Origin of the sequence: Sinorhizobium sp. NFACC03 (genome assembly GCF_900103435.1) — a bacterium.
In the GTDB taxonomy this organism is placed as follows: Bacteria; Pseudomonadota; Alphaproteobacteria; order Rhizobiales; family Rhizobiaceae; genus Ensifer.
This window is the reverse complement of record NZ_FMXF01000035.1, coordinates 1-14,930: the sequence shown is the minus strand read 5'-3', so window position 1 is coordinate 14,930 and position 14,930 is coordinate 1. Positions and strand designations below refer to the sequence as shown.

Below are 14,930 nucleotides of genomic sequence, written 5' to 3'. Positions count from 1 at the left end.
CTTCCGACGGCAAGGCGGATGCTAGGCCCTGGGGGAATAGCTTGCCCCCTTATCGGTTGAACGATATGTAAGGTTCACGCAAAAGTCGCCGCCGGCGGACCCGTCATTCACGCCAAGCTGCCGTCCTCTGCGGCGCTCTTGCACGACGACGAAAAAAACGCCGTTTACGAGGAGAATGACTTGAGGACACGCCTGCTGAGACTGACGGCCCTGTCGATAGGCGGCCTTGTGGCACTCGCTGGAGTTCTGCCACGCCTCGACGACAGCGGGAGTTTTGCCACGGGTTTTTCCTGGATTTCCGCCGCCCATGCGGACGACGATGTCGGCGGCGGGAATGGTGAAAATGGCACTGATGGCAGCGACCAAGGTGGCGAAAACGTCGGGAGCGGCGGAAGCAACGGCACAGAGGGTGGTGGCGATGGGGGTGGCGGCGATGGGGGTGGTGGCGATTGGGGCACCGGTGACGGCAGCGGCGTAGGCGGCGTTCCCGGCGGTACCGGCGCAGGCGGCGGAGGTGCTGCCGTCATCGACAGCGATAGCCACAGCGAGCCCCACTCATCCTTGCGCGACTCACGGGATTACGGACCAAGCGGCAAGGTCTGGCACGGCGGCAGCAATTTCCTTAACCTTTTCCGCCAGACGCCGGAAAGGCGCTTCGAACGGAGCCAGCCTGAATCGTCTGCCCGGCAGAAGACCGTTGACACGAAATGAGAGCCTTGAAGACAGGTCAACTTCGTCGCAACGGAGGGGGACCTACGCCATTTCTCGAAGCCGGACTCCGGATGTGCGTGTAGGAACGGGTTCTGACCCGCGAGAACCAGCTCAGCCGGCGTCAGAGCTTTACATTCGAGAAATGTCTATCCCGATCACGACCTGCCGGAGTGTGGTGGCGGAGTTACGGATACAGAGCATCGTCTTTCTCGCCGCGCGTGTTCCTAACTGCCTTTCCAGCCGCTGCAAGCAATCCGCTCGACGACATCGAGCAGCACATTCGCCCCGGCAACCAGATCATCCGCCTCCGTGTGTTCGCGCGGATTGTGGCTGATGCCATCGCGGCTCGGCACGAAGATCATCGCCGTCGACGCGATGCGTGCGATCATCTGCGCATCGTGGCCGGCGCCCGAAGTCATGCGCCGGCTCTTGAGGCCTCGCGCCTTCGCCGAAGCCTCGATCGTGGCGACAATGCCCAGATCGAAGGCGACCGGCTGGAAACGCGCAAGGCGCTCGACCGATATCTCGACACCCTCTTCAGTGGCGACACGCAGGAGGAAATCCGCAAGCGCCGCTTCGAGCCCCTGTAGCCGATCCTCATCCGGGTCGCGCAAGTCGACGGTGAAGGTTGCGCGCGACGGGATGACGTTGATCGCATCCGGCTCAAACCGCATGGTGCCAATGGTCGCGACGCTCGGAGCGTTCGAGCGGGTTATATGATCGCGCAGGAAAAGGCCGATGCGGGCGGCCGCAAGCCCGGCGTCACAGCGCATCGCCATCGGCGTCGTGCCGGCGTGATTGGCGACACCGTCGATGGTGATACGCTGCCAGGAGATGCCCTGCAGGTTCTCAACGGCACCGATTGCGAAACCTTCCCGCTCCAGCACCGGCCCCTGCTCGATATGCAGCTCGACATAGGCATGAGGCTTGAGGAAGCCCGGCTCGGCGTCGCCGGCATAACCGATCCGTTCGAGCTCCTCGCCCAGCACCGTGCCATCGGTACCGACGGTGGAGAGCGCCGCCTCGACCGAAAGACCGCCGACATGGACCAGCGAGCCCAGCATGTCCGGTGCGTAGCGCACGCCCTCCTCGTTGGTGAAGGCGGCAACGACGATCGGTCGGGCCGGCGCCACGCCGCGCTCTCTTAACGTCTCGATCACTTCGAGCGCGGCAAGCACGCCGTAGCAGCCGTCATAGATGCCGGCATCGATGACCGTATCGATATGCGAGCCGAGCATGATGGGCTCCACGTCAGCGTTGCTCTCGCCGCGCCAGATGCCGAAGATGTTGCCAATGCGGTCGACAGCGACGTCGAGCCCGGCAGCCTCTAGCCAGGCGACGAAGCGATCGCGGCCAGCCTTGTCGTTGTCCGAACCGGCCAGTCGGGTCAATTGCCTTTGGGCATCGCGACCGATTTCGCCAAGCTCACGGATTCGCCCGGTCAGGCGCGCGGCGTCGATGGTATGCAATGGCATCTCCGTCCTGCTTTCATGCGGATTTCGGGTCATGGCCGGGGCTCAGTCGGCGCCAGTCTCTGCCGGATGATTTCGGCGTGGTAGCGGGCGCCGAAGATCAGGCCGTCATCGTTGAAGTCGTAACGCGGATTGTGCAGCGGCGCCGATGCCTCGCCATTGCCGATGAAGACGAAGCAGCCCGGCACATGGTCGAGGAAGCGCGCGAAATCTTCCGAACCGGTCATCGGTTCAGCGGCCGTCGCGACATTCTCAGGCCCGAACACCGCTTCCGCCGCAGCAAAGGCGTGGCCGGTCAACGCCGGGTCATTGATGAGCGGCACGAACTCGCGTGTGTAGCTGACCTCGACCTCGCAGCCGTAGGCATCCGCCGTGCCCTTGGCGATCACGCGCATCTCCGCCTCGATTTTGGCGCTGACCTCCGGACGGAAACTGCGGGCGTCGCCGAGGATCCGGGCGAGGCCGGGCAAGGCATTGCGCGTGCCGTCGGTCAAGAGTTCAGTCACCGAGACGACGCCGATATCGGTCGGCGAAAGGCGCCGCGAGACGATCGTCTGCAGATTGACGACGGTAGCGCAAGCCGCGACAAGCGTCTCATTGCCCCAATGCGGCCGCGCCGCATGCCCGCCAACACCCTTCAGCACGATTTCGAAATTGTCCTCGGCCGACATGATCGCACCGACACGGGTCTCGAAGCGGCCGACCGGCAGCCCCGGCATGTTGTGCAGGCCGTAGATCTCGTCGAAGGGAAAACGTTCCATCAGGCCGTCGTCGAGCATCGCAAGCGCGCCCTTGCCCCACTCCTCGGCCGGCTGAAAGATGAAGCACACCGTTCCGTCGAAGCCGCCGTCTTCGGCCAGCAGTTTCGCAGCGCCAAGCAGCATGGCCGTGTGACCGTCATGGCCGCAGGCATGCATGATGCCGGGCCGGGTCGAGCGATAGGACTGCTCTCCCTGCTCCAGTATCCGCAGCGCGTCCATGTCGGCGCGAAGGGCGATGGCGCGATTGCCACTGCCGCGTTTTAGCCGGCCGACGACACCGGTGCCGCCGACGCCTTCCACCACTTCGTCGAGCCCGAATTCCCGAAGCTTCGCCGCGACGAAGGATGCGGTGCGCTGCTCCTCGAAACCGAATTCCGGATGCGCGTGCAGGTCACGGCGCCAGGCGGTCATATCCTCGACAAGCCGATCAATGTCCATTCCCACCATGGGTCACCCTCTTTCGTTCGGTGTGTTCGCGACGGTCTCAGGCGACAGACCCACCAAGGCGACATAACGCTCGGGATCCGTGGCCCCCTCGGTATTGATAACGAAGACGCGCGACTGTGCGGTCAATCCGAGCGCTTCCCGGAGCGCCGGATCACGGGCAACCGCCAGAAGCCCGGCCAGCCCGACGCCACCGCTTTCGCCTGACACGATCGCCTGGTCAGCCCCCTTCGGGCGCGCGAGCCGGTTCATGACCGAAACGGCGTCCTCTTCATCGACGGTCATGAAGGCATCGGCCACGCGGGACAGGATACGCCAGGCAACGAGCGACGGCTCGTAGCATTCGAGCATCGCCATGATGGTCGGCTCGCCATGTGGCACCTTGACGGGTTGCCCGGCCTTGGCGCTTTCGTAAAGGCAGGCGGCCCGCCCGGGATCGACGACGACGAAATACGGACGCTCCGCTCCATAGCGCAAGGCCAGATGTCCCGCGGTGGCGGCGGCAATGCCGCCGACGCCTGCCTGCACGAAGACATGGGTCGGCGGCGCTTTCATCTGCCGCAACGCCTCGCCAAGCAGCGCCGTGTAGCCCTGCATCACCAGGCCGGGAATGTACTCGTAGCCGGGCCAGGATGTGTCGGAAACCACGGTCCAGCCATTCTCGCCGCACACCCGCGTGGCCTCGTGGACAGAATCGTCATAGGTGCCGGCCACACGAACGATCTCGGCGCCATAGTGAGCGATCGCCTCGATGCGTTTCTCGCTGACGCCCGCATGCACGAAAATTACCGATCTCGCACCGACGAGCCGGGCGCCCATGGCGACGGACCGGCCATGATTGCCATCGGTGGCGCAGCCGAAGGTCATCGCCCCGGCAATCGCCCGGACCTCGGGCTGATCGAGGTCATTGAGATCGAGGCTGCGCCCGAGACGCCGTTCCGCCTCTTCGATCACCAGACGGATCACAGCATAGGAGCCGCCAAGCGCCTTGAAGCTTCCGAGCCCCAGGCGATGGCCTTCGTCCTTGACGAAGACACCGGCAACGCCAAGCTCGCTGGCCAAGGCGGGCAAGGCATGAAGTGGCGTCGGCCGATGATCGGCGCGCCGAGCCAGTTGCGCCTCGACGTCAGCGGCGGCTGCGAGCGACAGCATATCCGCATCCTCGGACAGCAGATGGTGACCGAAATCGGCATGGGTATTGGCAAGGAACATGATGCAATCTCCGTAGACCTGCGAAAATCTATTTCATCACGGACGAGAAATGCGCTCTAAATGGTCGGCACCAATGCAAGTTTGTAAAGCTGATCAGGTCGTCAACGAGCGCCGTATTCCGCTTTCGGCCTGCTCCAGACACAGGAACCGACAGGCACCAGATGGCCCCTTCGAAAAAACCAAAGGTCGAACTGGATCGTTTCGACCTCGCGATCCTCGCCATTCTGCAGAAGGACAACACGACGCCGCAGCGCCAGATCGGCGAAGCGGTCAACCTGTCCGCTCCGGCCGTCCAGCGGCGGATCAAGCGCATGGAGGAAACCGGCGTCATCCGCGCCAATGTCGCGCTGATCGATCCGGTTAGCGTCAACCAGGCGCTGACGATCCTGGTGGAGGTCGAGGTCGAAAGCGAGCAGATCGCGCTCCTCGACGCGGCGAAGGCGGCATTCACCGCCGCGCCCGAGGTGCAGCAATGCTACTACGTGACCGGCGATGTCGATTTCATGCTCGTCGTCATCGTGCCGACCATGGCCGAGTACGAAGCGTTCACGCGGCGGATGTTCTTTGGCAATGCGAATATCAAGCGATTCCGGACCTTCGTGACGATGGATCCGGTCAAAGTCGGCCTGTCGGTGCCGATCTAGAGTGATGCCACGAACGGCGCCGTTTAAATGGCGTTGTTCCACTACTTCCAGCCCGCGAGCGCCTTTTTCTCCGCTTCCGCATCAAGCGGCTGGCCGGCGCCGATCGATGTCAGAAAGGCGTCGACGGTTTCGAGCGACGAGGCAGGCGCGTCCGAAATCGACGAGACTTGAGCGAGATCAATGCCAGGATACCTGGACGGCGGAGACTGACGGTCGGACGATCTTTTTAGAAGAGGAGAGCCTCATGTTGATCAGAGAAATGACGCGACAGGAATGTCTCGACCTTGTCGCTGAGAACCATATCGCCCGCCTGGGCTGTACCCGAGATGGCCAGCCCTATATCGTTCCCATCCAATATGCTTTGGCCGCCAACCGGCTCTACAGCTTTTCGATGCCCGGGCAGAAGATAGACTGGATGCGCGCCAATCCGCGTGTGTGCGTACAGGTCGACAAGGCAACGGACCGGCAGAATTGGCGAAGCGTCGTCATCCACGGCCGCTACCAGGAACTGCCGGACACCAAGCAATGGCATCGCGAGCGCATGAATGCCTGGTCGCTTCTCGAACAGCGCATCAACTGGTGGGAACCGGGCGGCCTGAAGCCCGGTGAACAGCCGGTTGCAGGCGCATCGCCGCATCTCTTTTTCGAAATCGAGATCGACGATGTGACCGGACGTGCCGCCTCTGCCAGCTAACGATTGTCGGCGCGCAGGCAAATGCTGCGCGCCGTTCCGGGCTCTGCCGGTCAATGCGCCATGAGCACGGGGACCACGGCGTTTTCGAGCATCGAACGGGTAACGCCGCCAAAGACGCGTTCACGCATTCTGGAGTGCCCATAGGCACCCATGACGATCAGGTCGGCCGCAACATCCGACGCGAACCGATTGATCACGTCGTCGACCCGATGCCCTCCGCTCGGTAGTCTCTCGACGGAGACAGAAACGCCGTGCCGGGCGAGATAACCGGCGATATCGGCGCCCGGTTCCTCACCGTTCTTGCCATAGGCGGAACGGGGGTCGACCATCGTGACGTAGACGGTCTCGGCTCCGATCAGCAGATCGAGCGCTTCACGCACCGCGCGCGCGGCTTCCAGCCTGGAGTTCCAGGCGAGTACCACGGTCTTCGGATCAAGCCGCACGGTCTTTCCCCTGGGCATGATGAGGACTGGGCGCGCGGAGCTGAACAACGTCCCGTCGATGGTGCGGGCGCGCAGTTCCGGGTCCAGCATCAGGCCATCGCCGACCAGCGTCAGGTCGGCGTAACGCGCACGCTCGCCGATCTCGTCATGGGCCCAGGCGACCTCGGTATATTTCGTCTCGACGCCGAACGAGATGCCTTCCTTCGTGAGAACATCAACAGCTCTTTCCGCACGGGATTCGAGTTTGTCGACGTCACGCTGCCGCTCGTTCAGCCAATCAATGGAGATGGCGGCGGCATAATCGCCGATCGGCGGTGAGGCGGCGAGCTTGACGATCAACAGGGAGAGGTGGGCGTTTGCGGAAGCACAGACCTGTGCTGCCGAACGCAGATGCTCCACGGAATGATCGACACCAACGACGGCGAGAATGGTCTTGTATGTCATCGGGTTTTCTCCTGGCGACCAGATTTAGGGTCTGGATCAGCGTAGGTAGAAGCCCGTGCGGCGGCATTGATCCCCGTCAACAAAGATCGCGGACATGGGCGTATAATTCCGAAAGAGTTTTGCCCTCACGCAGCCGCAGTCTTTCGCGGCGGCGAGAACAGGTGGATGGGCGCATAGCGCCGCCGATGACCTGCACGACCCAGAACGTGGCCCCGTCGTCTCGACACCTCTACGTTTGGTGATGGAGTTCGGGGAGGAAAGGCGGTCGTCAGGAACTCCGGCGCGCGACGACCGGCACGTAATGCTCGAGCTCCGGTGCCGGGAACTTGAGCGTCGCGTTGATTTCCGCCGAGCGGTAGAGGCCCATCAGCATCTCGACGACGGCGAGCCCGTCCTCGAAGGTTTCGAGCGGCTTTTCGCCCTTGCGGAAGCACTCGACCATGTGGCGGTTCTCATCGGTATAGCCATAGACACCGGCTTCGTCCTCAAGCACCGGCATCAGACCCTGCTCGGCGTTCTGCTTCTCGACAAGATCCTCGCCTTCGGAGCCCTTCACCTCGCGCGACATGAAGATCTTCAGGCCCGTGCTCAGCGAATTGTATTCGAGCGCATATTCCGGCCCGAGCAGTTCAAGCTGGATGCGCAGCCCGGCGCCGACATAGGCCCAGGAGGTGGTCGCCTCGATCATCAGTTCGTTACCGTGCTGGTCTTCGAGCGTCACCGTGGCGCGGGCAAAATCTTCCGACGGCCGGTTGCAGTAGTCCACTTCGTTGCCGAAGCGCTTGCGCAATTGTTCGGCATAATTGGGTCGCGTCCATTTGAGGTTGGCGACGGTGCCGTTGACGGCCTTGATTTTCAGTGAGTTGCGCGGTGCGCCGGGCGCCGTGAGCAAGTAGCGCGCCACCTCGACGCTGTGGCACATCATGTCGGAGAGCACGCCGCCGCCCTGCTTGTCGCCCTGCCAGAACCAGGGCTCGTGCGGGCCGGAGTGTTCCTCCGCGGCGCGCGCCAGATAGGGGCGACCGGTGGTCGAGGCGGCGCGCCGCCAGATGATCTCCTTGCCGCGCAGCACCGGCGTGCAGAACACCTGGTTTTCAAGATAGCCGTGGTTGAGGCCGGCGTCCTCGGCAAGCGATAGCATCTCGCGCGCCTCGGCAACGGTGCGGGCCAGCGGCTTCTCGCAGGCGACGGCAAACACCGTGCTTCGGCCATCCTTGACCGCCTTGTGCAGCGTACGCATGACGTCGAGGCGGGTGTAATTGGGCGAGAGTATCCAGATCGCGTCAACATCATCGGCCGTCAACAGCGCCTCCAGGCTCCCCTGGGTGCGGCAGGTGCCAAGACCAAGTGCGGCGACCTCCTTGGCAAATTTCTCCCGGTTTTCGGGCTTGCGGCTGAAGACGCCGGTGACCTCGACATTGCGCACACCGATCATCGATTTCAGATGAAAATGGGCGATGAAGCCCGATCCGACGAAACCCACGCGCAGCGTCTGCTTCGGTAGCTGTGTCATTCTGTTCTCCCGGTCTATCGGTTTTTGTACAAGCCGGATGCTGGCGGAATACCGCCCTCACGTTTCCTCATCCCGCTCTGGTCATTTCTTCGGCGGCGCGGTGCTGCCGCGAATGTTGAGGGCGGTCGGCAGCACGACGGCCGGTGCAGCGGCAACATCGTCGCCGGACAGGATATCGAGAAGCAGCGACATCGCCGTGCGACCGATATCGGCGCGCGGCTGGCTGACGGTCGTCAGCGGCGGATAGAAGGCCTTGCTCAGATAGAGATCGTCAAAGCCGACGACCGAAACATCGCCCGGAACATCGAGGCCGAGCCGCCTAAGCGCATGGATCGCGCCATAGGCCATCTCGTCGTTGGCGACAAAGATCGCGCTCGGCGGCTCCGCCAGATCGAAGAGCGCGGTGGCACAAGCCTCTCCGCTTTCGAGCAGGTAGTCGCCGCGCACTTCGTAACCCTCAGGGATCGGCAGACCGGCGGCTGCCATCGCGGCACGGTAACCGTCACGCCGGTGCATCGCCATCACCTCCGGCAATGGGCCGGCGATATGGGCGATGCGGCGATGCCCGAGTGCGATCAAATGTTCAACCGCCGAACGCGCCGCGGCAGAATTGTCGATCTGCACATGCGGAAAGCCTGCAGTTTCGATCATTTCGAGCGCTACGACGATGGGAAGGTGAGAAACCGCGGCGCTTTCGCCCGGCTGCGGCTCCGGCAGCTTGCCGGTCATCAGGATCATGCCGTCGGCATGGCCATCGCGCAGCATGTTGAAGTATTCGACCTCGCGATCCGGATCGTTCTCGGTATTGCCCATGAGAACGGCGTAGCCGGCCGCCCGGGCCGTCGCCTCCACGCCCTTGAGGATCTCGAGATAGAAGGGGTTGCCAACATCGCGCACGACGAGCAGCACCGACATCGACCGGCGTGTCCTCAGGTTTCTTGCGCTGACGTTCGGCCGGTAGTTCAACTCGCGCGCAAGCTCGTGGATGCGCTTGCGCGTCTCGTCGGTCACCAGGCTGGAGCCGCTGAGCGCGCGGGAAACGGTCGCGACCGAGACTCCGGCCCTCTCCGCAATGTCCTTGATTTTCGGCCGCTCGCTCATGCCCGCATCGCCCGCCCACGGCCGTAGAACAACATCAGGAGCAGCAGCGTCGCGCCAAACACCATCTGGCGGCCGGATTCGTCGATATTGACCGTCGTCAGGATGCCCTGGAGGATGACGAGCAGCAGGGCGCCCGCCATGGTGCCGGTGTAACCGCCCTTGCCGCCGGCGAGCGAGGTGCCGCCAAAGACGACCGCGATGATCGAGGAGAGCATGTATTGCTCGCCGACATTAGCGAAGGACGAGCCGGAATAGCCGAGCAGGCAGAGCCCGGCGATCGCGGCAAACATGCCCGAAATCATGAACAGACCGACGCGCATGAGGCGGACCGGGACGCCGGCCATATAGGCCGCATGTTCGTTCGAGCCGATCGCATAGATGCGGTGGCCGAAGACGGTGCGGTTCAACATGAAGGCCATCAACAGGCCGATCGCGATCCAGAGCCAGATGATACCGGGAATGCCGAGCGCGAAGGGTTGCGTGACGAAGGCCGAAAGCCCCGGCGCGGCCCGACCCGAAGGGATACCCTGGCGGATGACGACGAGCAGGCCCTGCAGCACGCCGAGCATGCCAAGCGTCATGACCAGCGGCGGTATGCGCAAAAGCGTCACCCCGAGACCGTTCAAGAAGCCGAAGAACGCGCCGGCCGCCAGGCAGGCCAGCATCGCCGGCAGGATACCGCCATCGGCGCCGTTCATGACGTTGCCGGCGATGATCGCCGACAAGGAGACGACGCCGCCGACCGAAAGATCGATGCCCTCGCGGCCACCGAGAATGACGACGTTCTGGCCGGCGGCAACAATGCCGAGCAGCGAGGCGACGATCAGGAGGCGAAGGATCTGGTCGGCCGAGGCAAAGCCGGGCGAAAGGCTTTGACCGAGATAAAGCAGCGCGACGATGAGGATCAGCGCAACGACCAATGGTTGTTTGAAGAAGGTGGTAACCGCAGTCATGCACGTGCCCTCCGGCCGGCAAGCACGCCGGCCATCAACACCAGGAGAATGGCAAGGCCCTGGACGAAGTTTTGCCATTCCGAAGGCGTGCCCATGAAGAAGACCAGCGAGTTGACGAGGCCGATCGTAAGAGCGCCGAGCAGCGAACCAACCACCGTCGTCCAGCCGCCGGCGAGCGCACTGCCGCCGAGCACGATCGCCGCGACGCTGTAGAGCGTCATCTTGCCGCCGACGAGCGGATCGCCGCTGGCCGTATCGCCGGTCAGGCAGAAGGCCGCGAGCGCCGAGAAGAGGCCGCTGAGCAGGTAGCCCCTAATGCGGACAGCCACGACCGGCAGCCCCGTCTGATAGGCGGCCTGCTGGTCATCGCCGACGGCCAGCAGTTCGGTCACGATACGGGTGCGCGACAGGAGATAGAGCAGCACGGCGAGAGCCGCGAGCACGTAGAAGACGAACGGCAGGCCGAGCAGGCGTCCGCCATAGGTGCGCCAGAAGAGCGCCGGCGCCGGCGTACCGGCGACCGGCATGACGTAGAGCGCCAGGCCGGTGAAGAAGATGCTGGTGGCGAAGGTGGCGACGATCGCCTGCAGGCGAAGGGCTGCGACGACGAGGCCGTTGACCAGGCCGCAGGCAAGGCCGATCAGCAGCCCGAGCGCAAGCGCGAGCAGCACCGCACCGGCACCGCCGCCCCAGCGCTCCATCAAAACGACGATCGCCACGTTGACCAGCGACAGCGTCGCGCCGGCCGAGAGGTCGATGTCTCCGGCGGACACCACATAGGTTTGGGCGATCGCCAGCATGATCAGCGCCATATAGGTGCTGAGAAGTCCAGTCAGCGAGCGGAAGCTCAGGCTGTTCGGCGAAAAGACACCGTTTAGCGCCAGCAGTGCAACGACGATCACAAGCGCCGGCAGGAAGGGGTAGCGCTCCAGCCAGGAACGGAGGCCGCCCGCCCCGGAAGTTCGCATGTCGGTCGTTGTCGATGTCATCACGCGGCCTCGTATGCAGCCTGGTAGAGATTATAGCGGGTGCGATCGTCACCGGTCAGTTCGCGTGTCACCGAGCCGCCGTTGAAGACGAGGATCCGGTTGGCATTGCCAAGCAACTCGGCGTCCTCGGACGAATAGAGCAGGATGCCCAGCCCTTCGGCGGCAAGCTGCCGGATCAGCGCGAAGAGATCGGCCTTCGCCGAGAGGTCGATGCCCTTGGTCGGATCGTCGAGCAGCAGCACGTCGGGCCGGTCGATCAGCCAACGGGCGATGATCACCTTCTGCTGGTTGCCGCCGGAAAGCGAATTGATCGGATGGAACAGGCTCGCGAATTTCGTGTGCATCGCCTCGAGCGCCGGCATCGCCTTGTTTTTCAGGCTTGAGGGCCGCGCAATCATCAGCCGGTCGCGGAGATAGTGGATCGGCGTGACATTCTCGATGATTGGGCGGCCGCTGATGACCCCGTCACGGCCGCGGTCGCCGGAGACATAGGCGCAGCCGCGCCGGATCGCATCGCGCGGGCTCTTGGCGTCATAGCGTTCGCCGCCGATCGTCACCTCACCTGACGTCAAGGCGCTTGCGCCAAAGATCGCTCTCAGCAGCGCCGACTGCCCCTGGCCGTGCAGGCCACCAAGGCCGAGGATCTCTCCCCGTGCCACCTCAAAACTGACATCGCGAAAGCCCTTGCCGGATAGATTTCGGACCGAGATCGCCGCCTTCGCCCGGGTTTCCACCACCGCTGGCGCCGAGGACCGGGCCGCCGGCATGTCGCTGGCACCGCCGACCATCAGCCGGATCACCGTTGCTGGATCGGTATCGGAGAGCTTGAGCGTCTCGATGGTCTCCCCGTCGCGGATGATCGTCACGCGATCGCCGATCGCGGTGATTTCGTCCATTCGGTGCGAGATGAAGATGACGCCGCGCCCTTGCGCCTTGAGGCCACGCAGGATTTCGAAGAAGCGATCGACCTGGGCGCGATCGAGCGCCGAGGTCGGCTCGTCGAAGATCAGGATCGGTGCTTCACTGGCGAGCGCCTTCATGATTTCGACCAGTTGCCGCTGGTCGGCCCTAAGATTGCCAACGAGCGCCTCCGCGTGGAAGCCTTCGCCGGCGACCTCGGCGAACAGCGCGATGTAACGCGCCGCCCGCGCCTTCAGCGCCCGCCGGTCGATGAAGAAGCCGGCCTTCACCGGCAGGGCGGAGAGGCAGATGTTCTCTTCGACCGAACGATGGCTGGCCAGGCTGAGTTCCTGATAGAAGATGCCGATGCCGGCAACGCGCGCGGCTTGCGGCCCGGAAATCGTCACGGGCTTGTCATTGATCAGGATCTGGCCGCCGTCGGGGCGCACGCTGCCGGCGATGACCTTGCAGAGCGTGCTCTTGCCGGAGCCGTTGGAGCCCATCAGCACATGCACCTCGCCGGCGGCGACTTCGAGATCGCCGCGGCGTAGCGCCAGCGTTGCGCCGTAAGCCTTGCTCACGCCGTTCAGTCTCAGTTTCGACATCGGCTGTCGTCCACCATTTTGGTTGCTTGCTGCACCACCTCAAGCCGCGCCTTGGCGGACTCCGCTGCAGCTGATTTCATGCCCGCTACGACCCTGCCCTTGGGAGCCGTCGACGGCATTGGCCGCCGGGCAACTCAGATGCGAGCTGCCCGGCGAAACCAGAGCTTACTTGAACAACGCCGTCGCGTCGTCGATCGAAAGCGCGTTGGTGTAGGAGTAATAACCCGGCTTGCCGTCGAGCTGCTTGGCCGCGTCCGCAAGGTTCTTCGAGTCGATGAACGGGATCGGCAGATAGATGGCGTTCTTGTACTGCCCCGCCGTTGCCGGCTCCTTCAGTTCCTTGCCCTGCAGCATCAGCACCGCGACGTTGAGCGCGCTCGCCATGACGCCGGGCGGGTTGACGGTCGCGCCGGAGTTCAGCTTGTCCTTCACCCAGAGGTCGATGAAGTCCTTGCGGATTTCGCCGGTCGCGGCGATCTGGCTGGTCTTGCCCGCATCCATGATCGATTTCCAGGCGCCGGCCGCCATGCCGTCCTGCACGACGACGCCGTTGATGTCAGGATAGGTCGCAAGGATGTTCTGCATCGCCTGCTGGCCTTGCGCCTGATCCCAGTTGGCGTTGACTTCGTTCACCACCTGGATATCCGGATAGTCCTTGAAGACACCCTTGTAGCCGGCGACGCGCATCTCATTGGCCGGATGGCCGGCGACGCCGTTGATGGCAACCACCTTGCCCTTGCCGCCAAGCGTGTCGGCCAGCCACTTGGCGCCCGCCGCACCCCAGGCCGTCTGGTCGATGCCGACATAGGTCGCATCCGGCGAGGAAACCTCGGCATCCGTCGCGATCACCAGGATGCCGGCTTCCTTCGCCTGGGCGAAGATCGGATCGAAGGCGGTCGGGCTGTTGGGGTTGATGATGATGGCGTTCACGCCCTCGGCGATGAAGTTGCGCACATGCGCAATCTGCCCGGGCACGTCGACATTGGCACTCTGGACCGAGACTTCGACGTCGACGCCTTTTTCCTTCCACTTCGCCGCGGCCTCCTTGGCCTCGTCGATCATCTGCGTGCGCCATTCGCTGCCGACCCAGCCGTTGGACAGGCCGATCTTGAAGGTCTCGGCATTGGCGAAAGAAGCGGAAGTGGCAATGGTTGCGACAGCGCCAAGCGCCGCAGCGATAAATTTCTTCATAAGATCCTCCCAAATCTTGCGAAACCTATCAAGCCAGAAAATGTAATCGATTTCAATGGGAGTTTTCAGGGATTCTTAGAGAGGATTCTCTTATGTTCGTTTGCAAGGTCTTTAGTCATGACTGTTTCCTTTCCGGTCTTGGCGACGAAAGCACATGCGTGGAGCTGTTGAACAAAGGAGGGGACAGGGCATTTTGACGACGGCTGGCATACTCTTATGCGCGGATTGGGTACCGCATTTCCGTGTGTTCGTCTGGGGCTGCCTCTGTCTAATTTCGGGCTTGGAATTATCCGCCACATAGGGTCCGCGAGGGTTCCCCACCGGAGCCCTGTCTCCATCTTTATCCAACAGCAGATGACTACAATTTTTCGGTTAAGCGTTGCTCTTCAAGCTATCGGCTCAGGGCTTTGCTGTAGGAGCGACCTCCTGCCCGATCGCCCACAGGAACGCTGCCATTTCTCGGGCAATGGCGGTGACCGCGACCACTTTCTGCTTGCCGGCCGCCATCAGCTTGCGATAGCGAGCGCAAAGCCTCACCTGGCCTTTCCAGGCTATCTCACGAACGGCCCTTGGAAGGCTCTCGAGCCGCGCCTGGATCGTCGGGCTCACACGCGTGGGGAAGCGATATGTCCAGGCGCCTTCTATGAGGACCCGACGCGCCCTTGCGTTGCCCGCCTTGGTGATCCCGCCGCGTTTGACCCGTTCGCCCGTTGAGCTCTCCGACGGCACGAGACCGAGATACGCCATCAACTGACGGGGATTATCAAAGCGCCTGACGTCGCCGATTTCGACGACAAAGGTGACCGCTGTCATGAATGCAACGCCGCGCATCGCTTGGTAGGCGGCCACAACC

14 protein-coding genes are annotated in these 14,930 nt (G+C 63.2%); 2 read left to right on the top strand and 12 right to left on the bottom strand.

Going from position 1 to position 14,930, the window contains the following annotated elements; translation table 11 throughout:
* Positions 1-21: 21 nt before the first annotated feature.
* From BLU35_RS29350 to BLU35_RS29335, 4 genes are all read right to left on the bottom strand, one after another.
* Positions 22-543 carry a hypothetical protein gene (locus BLU35_RS29350; protein WP_176907484.1) on the bottom strand — a complete coding sequence of 174 codons (522 nt, stop codon included), beginning with the start codon at positions 541-543 and terminating at the stop codon, positions 22-24.
* 392 nt (positions 544-935) lie between these two features.
* Complete coding sequence (locus BLU35_RS29345) at positions 936-2,186, bottom strand: Zn-dependent hydrolase (protein WP_093235668.1); 1,251 nt, start codon at positions 2,184-2,186, stop codon at positions 936-938.
* Positions 2,187-2,215: 29 nt separating this feature from the next.
* The gene (locus BLU35_RS29340; RefSeq protein WP_093235667.1) at positions 2,216-3,391 is read right to left on the bottom strand and encodes a M20 aminoacylase family protein; all 1,176 of its coding nucleotides are present in this window, start codon (positions 3,389-3,391) and stop codon (positions 2,216-2,218) included.
* 3 nt (positions 3,392-3,394) lie between these two features.
* Positions 3,395-4,600: a diaminopropionate ammonia-lyase gene (locus BLU35_RS29335; RefSeq protein WP_093235666.1), complete on the bottom strand. Its 1,206-nt coding sequence runs from the start codon at positions 4,598-4,600 to the stop codon at positions 3,395-3,397.
* Between the two features lie 161 nt (positions 4,601-4,761).
* On the opposite strand from BLU35_RS29335, the gene BLU35_RS29330 reads away from it, so the two are divergent.
* Together BLU35_RS29330 and BLU35_RS29325 are read left to right on the top strand one after the other, a co-directional pair.
* Positions 4,762-5,244 (top strand): Lrp/AsnC family transcriptional regulator, encoded by a 483-nt coding sequence (locus BLU35_RS29330; RefSeq protein ID WP_093235665.1) that lies wholly within the window; start codon positions 4,762-4,764, stop codon positions 5,242-5,244.
* Between the two features lie 244 nt (positions 5,245-5,488).
* Complete coding sequence (locus BLU35_RS29325) at positions 5,489-5,938, top strand: pyridoxamine 5'-phosphate oxidase family protein (RefSeq protein WP_093235664.1); 450 nt, start codon at positions 5,489-5,491, stop codon at positions 5,936-5,938.
* 50 nt (positions 5,939-5,988) lie between these two features.
* Here the strand turns inward: BLU35_RS29325 and BLU35_RS29320 are convergent, their stop codons facing one another.
* The 8 genes from BLU35_RS29320 to BLU35_RS29285 form a co-directional block, all read right to left on the bottom strand.
* A complete protein-coding gene (locus tag BLU35_RS29320) occupies positions 5,989-6,825 on the bottom strand; it encodes a universal stress protein (protein WP_093235663.1) in 837 nt (278 codons plus the stop codon).
* A gap of 268 nt (positions 6,826-7,093) precedes the next feature.
* A complete protein-coding gene (locus tag BLU35_RS29315; protein ID WP_093235661.1) occupies positions 7,094-8,338 on the bottom strand; it encodes a Gfo/Idh/MocA family protein in 1,245 nt (414 codons plus the stop codon).
* An 81-nt stretch (positions 8,339-8,419) separates the two neighbouring features.
* Positions 8,420-9,439: a LacI family DNA-binding transcriptional regulator gene (locus tag BLU35_RS29310; protein ID WP_093235660.1), complete on the bottom strand. Its 1,020-nt coding sequence runs from the start codon at positions 9,437-9,439 to the stop codon at positions 8,420-8,422.
* Positions 9,436-10,392 (bottom strand): ABC transporter permease, encoded by a 957-nt coding sequence (locus tag BLU35_RS29305; protein WP_093235659.1) that lies wholly within the window; start codon positions 10,390-10,392, stop codon positions 9,436-9,438. Before BLU35_RS29305 ends, BLU35_RS29310 begins: the two co-directional genes overlap by 4 nt.
* Positions 10,389-11,381 carry an ABC transporter permease gene (locus tag BLU35_RS29300; RefSeq protein WP_093235657.1) on the bottom strand — a complete coding sequence of 331 codons (993 nt, stop codon included), beginning with the start codon at positions 11,379-11,381 and terminating at the stop codon, positions 10,389-10,391. The genes BLU35_RS29305 and BLU35_RS29300 overlap by 4 nt, the downstream gene beginning before the upstream one ends.
* Positions 11,381-12,886: a sugar ABC transporter ATP-binding protein gene (locus tag BLU35_RS29295; protein ID WP_093235656.1), complete on the bottom strand. Its 1,506-nt coding sequence runs from the start codon at positions 12,884-12,886 to the stop codon at positions 11,381-11,383. Before BLU35_RS29295 ends, BLU35_RS29300 begins: the two co-directional genes overlap by 1 nt.
* Positions 12,887-13,051: 165 nt before the next feature.
* On the bottom strand, positions 13,052-14,077 hold the full coding sequence (locus BLU35_RS29290; protein WP_093235654.1) for an ABC transporter substrate-binding protein: 1,026 nt from the start codon (positions 14,075-14,077) through the stop codon (positions 13,052-13,054).
* Between the two features lie 399 nt (positions 14,078-14,476).
* The coding region (locus BLU35_RS29285) for a transposase (RefSeq protein WP_143033017.1) at positions 14,477-14,930 on the bottom strand (454 nt) is incomplete at its 5' end.

Excerpts from the sequence above, each read along its gene's own strand:
- BLU35_RS29305 (WP_093235659.1), bottom strand. The coding sequence starts at position 10,392 with ATGACTGCGGTTACCACCTTCTTCAAACAACCATTGGTCGTTGCGCTG.
- BLU35_RS29310 (WP_093235660.1), bottom strand. The coding sequence starts at position 9,439 with ATGAGCGAGCGGCCGAAAATCAAGGACATTGCGGAGAGGGCCGGAGTC.
- BLU35_RS29295 (WP_093235656.1), bottom strand. The coding sequence starts at position 12,886 with ATGTCGAAACTGAGACTGAACGGCGTGAGCAAGGCTTACGGCGCAACG.
- BLU35_RS29345 (WP_093235668.1), bottom strand. The coding sequence starts at position 2,186 with ATGCCATTGCATACCATCGACGCCGCGCGCCTGACCGGGCGAATCCGT.
- BLU35_RS29315 (WP_093235661.1), bottom strand. The coding sequence starts at position 8,338 with ATGACACAGCTACCGAAGCAGACGCTGCGCGTGGGTTTCGTCGGATCG.
- BLU35_RS29330 (WP_093235665.1), top strand. The coding sequence starts at position 4,762 with ATGGCCCCTTCGAAAAAACCAAAGGTCGAACTGGATCGTTTCGACCTC.
- BLU35_RS29325 (WP_093235664.1), top strand. The coding sequence starts at position 5,489 with ATGTTGATCAGAGAAATGACGCGACAGGAATGTCTCGACCTTGTCGCT.
- BLU35_RS29340 (WP_093235667.1), bottom strand. The coding sequence starts at position 3,391 with ATGGTGGGAATGGACATTGATCGGCTTGTCGAGGATATGACCGCCTGG.
- BLU35_RS29290 (WP_093235654.1), bottom strand. The coding sequence starts at position 14,077 with ATGAAGAAATTTATCGCTGCGGCGCTTGGCGCTGTCGCAACCATTGCC.
- BLU35_RS29335 (WP_093235666.1), bottom strand. The coding sequence starts at position 4,600 with ATGTTCCTTGCCAATACCCATGCCGATTTCGGTCACCATCTGCTGTCC.
- BLU35_RS29300 (WP_093235657.1), bottom strand. The coding sequence starts at position 11,381 with ATGACATCGACAACGACCGACATGCGAACTTCCGGGGCGGGCGGCCTC.
- BLU35_RS29320 (WP_093235663.1), bottom strand. The coding sequence starts at position 6,825 with ATGACATACAAGACCATTCTCGCCGTCGTTGGTGTCGATCATTCCGTG.